Source organism: Aeromonas sp. A35_P (genome assembly GCF_002259925.1).
Classification (GTDB): Bacteria; Pseudomonadota; Gammaproteobacteria; order Enterobacterales; family Aeromonadaceae; genus Aeromonas; species Aeromonas dhakensis.
The window spans coordinates 1-8120 of record NZ_NEVB01000072.1; the positions used below are offsets into that span (position 1 = coordinate 1).

An 8120-nucleotide genomic window follows, 5' to 3' on the forward strand; every position below is an offset into this window, starting at 1 on the left:
GAGCCGCACCTGTCCGTGCTGCGGCCATGTATCGGCGGACAACCGGCAGACGCAAGAGCGGTTTGCGTGCGTCGAATGTGGCTTCGAGGAAAACGCTGATCTGGTCGGCGCGATCAATGTTTTAAGGGCGGGACACGCCCGGTTCGCCTGTGAAGTGAGCGATGCAGTAAGGTCGCCAGCAGCAGGAACCCGCCGAAGCGACCCACCCCGGCTCGATGCCGGGGTGGGCGCCGTAGGAATCCCCCGACTTTAGGCGGGGGAGGATGTCAAGACGGCCGCCAGCAGACCCGCACCTGGTTCTTGAGCAAGGGGGCGGATGGTCACTGGCGCGGCACGGCCGCCGACGTCGTGGGGGAGGCGGTAGGCAAGGCGGCCGGCTTTGCCCTCAACTGGCGCTATCAGCTCGATCTGGCATTGCCCGATGGCAGCGTGGTGCGGGTGAGTTTCGACGACTGGATGTACCTGCTCGACCAGGATCGTTTGATCAACCGGGCCGCCATCAGCAAGTTCGGCATCCAGCTGGGGGAGGTGATCCTCTACATCGAGCGGCAGCCTGAATGAGTGCGCCTCGCCCGGTCGGCAACGTGGACGATAGTCACTCGCTATCAATCAGTTAGGTCTTAACGATTACCTTTCGAGTCTGATGGGTTCTAAGATGACCAGGTCGTCAAATCTGGAGGTGAAACATGAAGAGTCCGATTGGTCTTGATACCGTTCAATCACAAGCGCTGGCTGCCGAACTGAACAAGTTGCTGGCCAGCTACCAGATCCTTTACATGAACGTTCGCGGCTTCCACTGGAACATCCGCGGCAACCAGTTCTTCGAGCTGCACCTGAAGTTTGAAGAGATTTACAACGACCTGCTGCTGAAGGTCGATGCTCTGGCCGAGCGTATCCTCACTCTGGATGGCGTACCGCTGCACAGCTTCAGCGATTACCTGAACGTTTCCGCCATTGCCGAGCAGAAGGGGCTGCACGACGGTCGTGCCTGCGTCGAATCCCTGCTGGAGAGTTTCCGCGAGCTGCTGGTGGCCCAGCGCCGCATCCTGGGGCAGGCCGCCGATGCCGGTGATGAAGGGACTGCGTCCATTCTCTCCGACTATGTGCAGCAGCAGGAGAAACTGGTCTGGATGCTGCGCGCTTATTTAGCCTGATAGTTAACCAAGCCGGATGCATACGAAGTATGCCGGCTTGATGAAGTCAAGGGCTGGTGCTACCTGACCAGACGCCAGCCCGAACCGTTCCATTATCGTGTTCTGTTGCAAACCTGAGTTGTCTCTCCTTTTATCCACCCGCTTGCCGCCCTGTTTGGGCGGCTTTTTTTGTTTTTGATCTGTATCAATGAAAATTGAATTGGCAAATTGAATGCCTATTAAGTTTTCCACGAGGGGAATAGAATCGCCACAAAACAAACAACTGAAACGTCCAATTAGGGGAGGCATGATGTTTTGTGTGCAATGTGAACAGACAATTCGTACCCCGGCAGGCAACGGCTGCGCCTATGCACAAGGTATGTGTGGCAAGACGGCTGAAACGTCTGATCTGCAGGATGTGCTGATCTATACCCTGCAGGGTCTCAGCGCCTGGGCGCTGGCCGCCCGCGAGCACGGCATCGTCGACAGCGAAATAGACGCCTTCGTGCCCAAGGCCTTCTTCGCCACCCTCACCAACGTCAACTTCGATTCCGCCCGCATCGTGGCCTATGTCAATCAGGCGCTGGCCTATCGTCAGCAGCTGGCCGCCAAGCTGGCACCTCTGGCCGTGAATGTTGGCGATCTGCCCGCCGCGGCCCGCTTCGAGCCGGGTAGCGAGCTGCTGGAACAGCTGGCCCAGGCACCGCAGACCGCGGTCAACCGCGGCAAGAACGAGGTCAACGAAGACATCATGGGGCTGCGCCTGCTCTGCCTCTATGGCCTGAAGGGGGCCGCCGCCTACATGGAGCACGCCCGGGTGCTGGATCAGCAAGACAGCGAGGTAGCCGCCGAATTCCACCGCATCATGAGCTGGCTGGGTACGGATCCGAGCGATCTGGATCCCCTGTTCAAGTGCGCCATGGACATTGGCCTGCTCAACTTCAAGATCATGGAGATGCTGGATCTCGGTGAAACCACCGCTTTCGGCCATCCGGAGCCGACCCAGGTACGCGTTACTCCGGTACCGGGCAAGTGCATCCTGGTCTCCGGTCACGACATGGTGGATCTCAAGCTCATCCTGGAGCAGACCAAGGGGACGGACATCAAGGTCTACACCCATGGCGAGATGCTGCCGGCGCTGGCCTACCCCTTCTTCAAGCAGTACCCGCACCTGGTGGGCAACTACGGCTCCGCCTGGCAGAACCAGCAGAAGGAGTTTGCCAACTTCCCGGGCGCCGTGGTGATGACCTCCAACTGCATCATCGACCCGAACGTGGGCAACTACTCGGATCGCATCTTCACCCGCTCCATCGTCGGCTGGCCGGGCGTGACCCATCTGGAAGGGGAAGATTTCTCCGCCGTGATCGCCAAGGCGCAAGCGCTGGAAGGCTTCAAGCACGTTGAGCTCGAGCACTTCATCACCATCGGCTTTGCCCGCAACGCCCTGATGCAGGCTGCCCCTGCGGTGATCGATAAGGTCAAGGCCGGCGAAATCAGCCACTTCTTCCTGGTCGGTGGCTGTGACGGTGACCGTGCCGAGCGCGCCTACTACACCGAGTTTGCCAAGGCGATCCCGCAGGACAGCCTGCTGCTGACCCTGGGCTGCGGCAAGTACAAGTTCAACAAGCTCGACTTCGGCGACATCGGCGGCATTCCCCGTCTGCTGGACGTGGGTCAGTGCAACGATGCCTACTCCGCCATCCAGCTGGCGCTGGCGCTCTCCGAAGCGTTCGAGTGCGGCGTCAACGATCTGCCGCTGACCCTGGTGCTCTCCTGGTTCGAGCAAAAAGCCATCGTCATCCTGCTCACCCTGCTGGCGCTGGGTGTGAAGGACATTCGTACCGGCCCGACCGCCCCGGCCTTCCTCACCCCGGCTCTGCTCAAGGTGCTGGAAGAGCAATTTGGCCTGAAAGGAACCACCACGGCCGAAGCCGATCTCGCCGAGATCCTGGCGGCCTGAGCAAAGAGACAGCCTTACACGCTCAGCATGTTGTAAGCCTTTGGCGAGCCTGATGGCTCGCCTTTTTTTAACGACCCCTTTCCAACATTTTTCAACAAGAGGAGCCTTGCGATGACCTCCACCTCTCTCACCCTCAGGTGCATCGGCCGCCGGGCGGATACCCACGACGTGGCGAGCTGGCAGTTTGTGCCGCAGACGGGCGGATACCCACGACGTGGCGAGCTGGCAGTTTGTGCCGCAGACGGGCGGATACCCACGACGTGGCGAGCTGGCAGTTTGTGCCGCAGACGGGCAGCCTGCCCGCCGTGCTGGCCGGCCAGTGCGTGACCCTGCCCGCCGTGCTGGCCGGCCAGTGCGTGACCCTGCACACCGAGATTGACGGCAAGCCCCACTGCCGTGCCTATACCCTCTCTTCCAGCCCGCAGGACCCTTTCTGGCAGGTCACCATCAAGGATGTCGGACTGGTCTCCCACCATCTACACCAGACCCTGCAAGTGGGAGACGAGATCCGGGTCGATGGCCCCTTCGGCGACTTCAATCTGACGGCCTTGCCCTGCGAACGGCCGCTGCTCTTGAGCGCCGGCTCCGGCATCACCCCCATGTGGGCTATGCTGCGGGACGAGCTCACCAAGCGGCCGGACGCGGATATCCGCTTTATTCACAGTGCCCGCTCGCCGGAGGATGTGATCTTCGCTGACGACTTGACTGCGCTGGCTGAAGTCCATGCCGGCGTGCGCCGCGCTTTAGTGCTGGAGAAAGTAGGGGAAGAGGCGTCGACGGCTTATCCCTGGGTTGGCCGGCTCACACCGGAGATGTTGAGGGAACTGGCGCCAGATTTGCTCGTACGCCACGTCTATCTGTGTGGCCCAGCCCCCTACATGACCGCAGTCTGCAGCATGCTGGCAGCGCTCGGACTGCCGGCTGAGCAACTGCACCAGGAGTCGTTCGGCCTGCCGGCTGCCACATCGAGCACGGCGCCAGTTGCGGCCGGCAGCGACCACTTCTGGCTGACCCTCAAAAAGAGCGGCAAGAAGGTGAAGATACTGCCGGGGCAGACCCTGCTGGCGGCGCTGGAGGGGGCGGGTGAGACCATGATGGCCGCCTGCCGGGCCGGGGTGTGCGGGGCCTGTCGCTGTACCACGGAAGGCGAGATCGAGCGCCAGAGCGTGATGACCTTGAGCGCGCAGGATCTCGAGCGCGGGGTGGCACTGGCCTGTTCCTGTACCGCCAGCGGGGATGTCTGCGTCGACTATTGAGGGAAGGTAATGGGCACCCTGCTCTTTTCGCTAAGAAGCAAGGCGGGTAGACTCAATCCCAGTTTCAGTCGAACGCGGGATAAAAAATGACAATTCTGGTCACAGGGGGCGCCGGCTATATCGGCTCCCACACCCTGGTTGAGTTATTGAACGCCGGGCAACAGGTCGTAGTGCTGGACAACCTCTCCAACTCCTCCCCCGAGTCGCTCAAGCGGGTCGAGCGGATCACCGGCAAGCCGGTCATCTTCGTCGAAGGAGATGTGCTGGACCGGGCCTGCCTGCAGCAGCTGTTTGCCGCCCACCATATCGAGTCGGTCATCCACTTCGCCGGGCTCAAGGCGGTTGGCGAGTCGAGCCAGATCCCGCTCACCTACTACCAGAACAACATCACCGGCACCCTGGTGCTGTGCGAAGAGATGGCCAGGGCCGGCGTGTTCCGGCTGGTATTCAGCTCCTCGGCGACCGTCTACGGCGATCCGGCGTCTGTGCCGCTGCGGGAAGATTTTCCCACCAGCGCGACCAACCCTTATGGCCGCTCCAAGCTGATGGTGGAGGAGATCCTGCGGGATCTCGCCAAATCCGATCCCCGCTGGGCCATCGTGCTGCTGCGCTACTTCAACCCGGTCGGCGCCCACGAGAGCGGCCTTATCGGGGAAGATCCCAACGGTATTCCCAACAACCTGCTGCCCTATATCAGTCAGGTGGGGGTGGGCAAGCTCAAGGAGCTGGGGGTGTTTGGCAACGACTACCCGACACCGGACGGTACCGGGGTACGCGATTACATCCACGTGGTGGATCTCGCCATCGGTCACCTCAAAGCGCTGGCACGCATCGCGTTGGATACTGGCGTCTTTACCTACAACCTGGGGACCGGTCAGGGCTATTCGGTGCTGGAGATGATCAAGGCATTTGAAGAGGCCAGCGGTCGCACCATTCCCTACCAGATCAAGCCCCGTCGCCCCGGCGACATCGCCGAGTGCTGGGCCGAGCCGCACAAGGCCCGTGCCGAGCTGGGCTGGCAGGCCGAGCGCGGTCTGGAGCGGATGATGATCGATACCTGGCGCTGGCAAAGCCAGAATCCGAACGGTTATGGCCCTGCTGAGAAGCCGTGATCAAGGGTCATGCGCTGCTCGGGAACCTCATTTATTCATATGAACTCGGGTCCCAGTGCTGCTCTTCGCCTTGCTGACAGCTTCTCGCGACGGCCCATCAGGCTTGATGGTTTGCAGCATGAATAGCAAAACGCCCCGACATGCCGGGGCGTTTTTTATGTGCCTGAGCGGGATTACTGAATGCTCTTGCCGGCGCGTACATCCTTGATGAAGCCTTTCAGGCTGGCCAGATCACGGGGGGCGCCGCGCAGGATCTGATCGCCGATGATGAAGGCCGGTGTGCCAGAGATACTCATGGCTTCGGCCAGCGCCCGGTTGGTGCCGAGATTCTGATCGATGCTGCCATCCTTGATCTTGGCTTCAACCTTGCTCCAGTTGACGCCGGCTGCTTCTGCCAGCTGCTTCACCTGTGCCTCGTCGGCCAGCGGGCCCTGATGGGCGTACAGCTTCTCGTGGAAGGCCTGGTATTTGTCTGGCTGACCCAGCTGTACCGCAAGGGCGGCGCGGGCGGCGAAGTAGGAGGTCTCGCTCAGGATCGGGAACTGCTTGTAGATGTAGCGAATGTCCTTGTCTTCCGCCAGCAGCTGCTTGATCAGCGGATGGGCGCGTTTGCAGTAGCCGCAGTTGTAGTCGAAGAATTCGACCACGGTCAGGCTGCCCTTGGGATTGCCGGTTTCCGGGTCCTGGTTGCTATAGAGTTGCTTGGCGTGTGCCTTGATGAGCGTCTTGTCGTTGGCTGCCTGCTGGCTCTCCTGCTTGGCGCGCAGGGCATTGGACATCTCGACCAGGATCTCCGGGTTCTTGACCAGATAGTCGCGCACTATCTGTTCTACGTCGCTCTTGGTCAGTTCGCTCGCCTGAACCGGCGCCGCAAGCAGGGCGGCACCCGTCAGGGCACAAAGCAGGGCATGTTTGATTTTCATAAGTCCATCTTGCTGGGAATTTCGGGATGCTGACTATAGTGGGTGAGTCTGTTTTCAAGTCAAGTTATCCGGTTGAAAAAGCGCTGGTTATGCCAAAATTGGCGACTTTGTGCGTCATTTAGCCCAATAAATCGGCAAACGAGCGGCGAGGGGATTTACAAGGGCGATCGCCATGGGTAATATTCGCCGCACTGTCGCGGAGGGGTGGCAGAGCGGCTGAATGCACCGGTCTTGAAAACCGGCGATGGGCGACCATCCGTGGGTTCAAATCCCACCTCCTCCGCCATTTATTCAGCCAAAAAGGCCATCCGAAAGGATGGCCTTTTTGCTATTCAAATCCCCGTTGTCATTCTGCCTCTGATTGGGCAAGTCATCTTTATCCACGTTTTTCAGGCCGTTGGCCAAGGCTGACGCTTGCGATTTTCCTGCCTGTTTTGCTCAGCGTTCATTGCGAGACTATCACCGGGCAACCAGCGTCTCGATCGTCTCCATTGGCCCTGATATTCGCACAGGTCGGTGGGGATCCCGTCTCGCTGGCTCATCCGCCGCAACTTGGACACCTTCTGTTGTGTTATGCAGGAAGGAGCTGAGGGTTGTTGGCTGCCCGTGAGGGGAAGAGCCATGGCAAATGTTGCAATGATTAACATCCGTAGGAGTCATGACTGGTTGCTGGTGGAACGATTTTGTTCTTCTGTAGCATTTCATTACAAAAATTACGGTTCGATAGCATAAAGTGTGGGGCAGTTCTGATTTTCCTATGTGTCGGGGTGTGTCATCTATTGACGCTTGTTAACATTCAGCATGTTTCCATGTTTGGCCACCTTATCTTGTGCATGATCCTCATACCCCGGAAATGAATACCCTGCACGCGCTGGAGCTTATCGGTCAGTTCGAGACGGCGGCTGACGAGCGCACTATCGTGACCCTGCTGCGTGAACTGAGTGGCCGCATGGGATTCGACTATTTTCGCCTTGCCCTGATCTTCCCCAGCACCATCCAGCGTCCGGACGTCATCATCTTCAACGGTTGCCCGCAGGCCTGGGTGGATACCTACACCGGCAGCGGCTTCTTTGCCATCGATCCCATCGTCAAGTGCGCCATGACCAGAAGCACGCCCATTCTGTGGGCCGATGTGGTGAACGATGAGGAGCGTTGTGATGAACAGGGGCGGGAGGTGATGCAACTGGCCAACGAGTACGGCATTCGCGACGGTATCACCCTGCCCTGGCACGGTGCCAACGGCCATGTCGGCCTGCTCTCCTTTATTACCAGTACAGCTCGCACCAGGCAGCAGTGGCTCTCTGCGGTGCCCTTTATCAGCTGGCTCTCCATGCATATTTTCGAGGCGGTGGCCCGGGTCTGTCTGGCGGGGATGTCGCCGCACGATGCGTTGAGTTTGCGGGAGCTGGAGGTGTGTCGCTGGGCGGCGGAGGGCAAGCAGGTGAGCGATATTGCCCAGATCCTGGGGATCACGCCCCGTACCGTGACGTTTCATCTGAACAATGTGGTCAACAAGCTGGGGGCCAGCAGCAAGAGCCAGGCCATCTCATGGGCATTGAAACAGGGAGTGGTCAGGTTGAACGTGGAGATGGCGCTGGTGGCCAATGTAGATGAGGAGCAGTGATACTGTTTGTGGCAAGCAACTCGTTGCGTAGATGGCAAGATGTTCCACTGTATGTGCAAGCATTTATGGAACAATAACCTGCTGGTTGCAACTTTTTGCGCCACGCATCAGC

7 protein-coding genes, 1 tRNA gene and 1 pseudogene are annotated in these 8120 nt (G+C 59.6%); 8 read left to right on the plus strand and 1 reads right to left on the minus strand.

Annotated features, from left to right (window positions below):
• The 6 genes and pseudogenes from CAK78_RS23330 to galE form a co-directional block, all read left to right on the plus strand.
• Positions 1–253, plus strand: a 253-nt coding sequence (locus tag CAK78_RS23330; protein ID WP_141214131.1) for a zinc ribbon domain-containing protein, incomplete at its 5' end; no start/stop codon positions are given.
• A gap of 17 nt (positions 254–270) precedes the next feature.
• Positions 271–561 (plus strand): annotated as a pseudogene (locus tag CAK78_RS05795) (DUF3833 family protein); the annotation flags it as partial.
• Positions 562–686: 125 nt separating this feature from the next.
• A complete protein-coding gene (locus tag CAK78_RS05800; RefSeq protein WP_017779811.1) occupies positions 687–1154 on the plus strand; it encodes a Dps family protein in 468 nt (155 codons plus the stop codon).
• A 289-nt stretch (positions 1155–1443) separates the two neighbouring features.
• Positions 1444–3093 (plus strand): hydroxylamine reductase, encoded by a 1650-nt coding sequence (gene hcp / locus CAK78_RS05805; protein WP_094696664.1) that lies wholly within the window; start codon positions 1444–1446, stop codon positions 3091–3093.
• Positions 3094–3323: 230 nt separating this feature from the next.
• A complete protein-coding gene (locus CAK78_RS05810; RefSeq protein WP_441296580.1) occupies positions 3324–4349 on the plus strand; it encodes an FAD-binding oxidoreductase in 1026 nt (341 codons plus the stop codon).
• Between the two features lie 86 nt (positions 4350–4435).
• Positions 4436–5461, plus strand: a complete 1026-nt coding sequence (gene galE, locus CAK78_RS05815) for a UDP-glucose 4-epimerase GalE (RefSeq protein ID WP_094696660.1) — start codon at positions 4436–4438, stop codon at positions 5459–5461.
• 173 nt (positions 5462–5634) lie between these two features.
• Here the strand turns inward: galE and CAK78_RS05820 are convergent, their stop codons facing one another.
• Positions 5635–6384 (minus strand): DsbA family protein, encoded by a 750-nt coding sequence (locus tag CAK78_RS05820; protein WP_094696661.1) that lies wholly within the window; start codon positions 6382–6384, stop codon positions 5635–5637.
• A gap of 198 nt (positions 6385–6582) precedes the next feature.
• On the opposite strand from CAK78_RS05820, the gene CAK78_RS05830 reads away from it, so the two are divergent.
• Both CAK78_RS05830 and CAK78_RS05840 read left to right on the plus strand, forming a co-directional pair.
• A tRNA-Ser gene (locus tag CAK78_RS05830) sits at positions 6583–6670 on the plus strand.
• A gap of 567 nt (positions 6671–7237) precedes the next feature.
• Positions 7238–8008, plus strand: coding sequence for a LuxR family transcriptional regulator (locus CAK78_RS05840; protein WP_176452693.1), 771 nt, complete (start codon positions 7238–7240; stop codon positions 8006–8008).
• Positions 8009–8120: the final 112 nt, after the last annotated feature.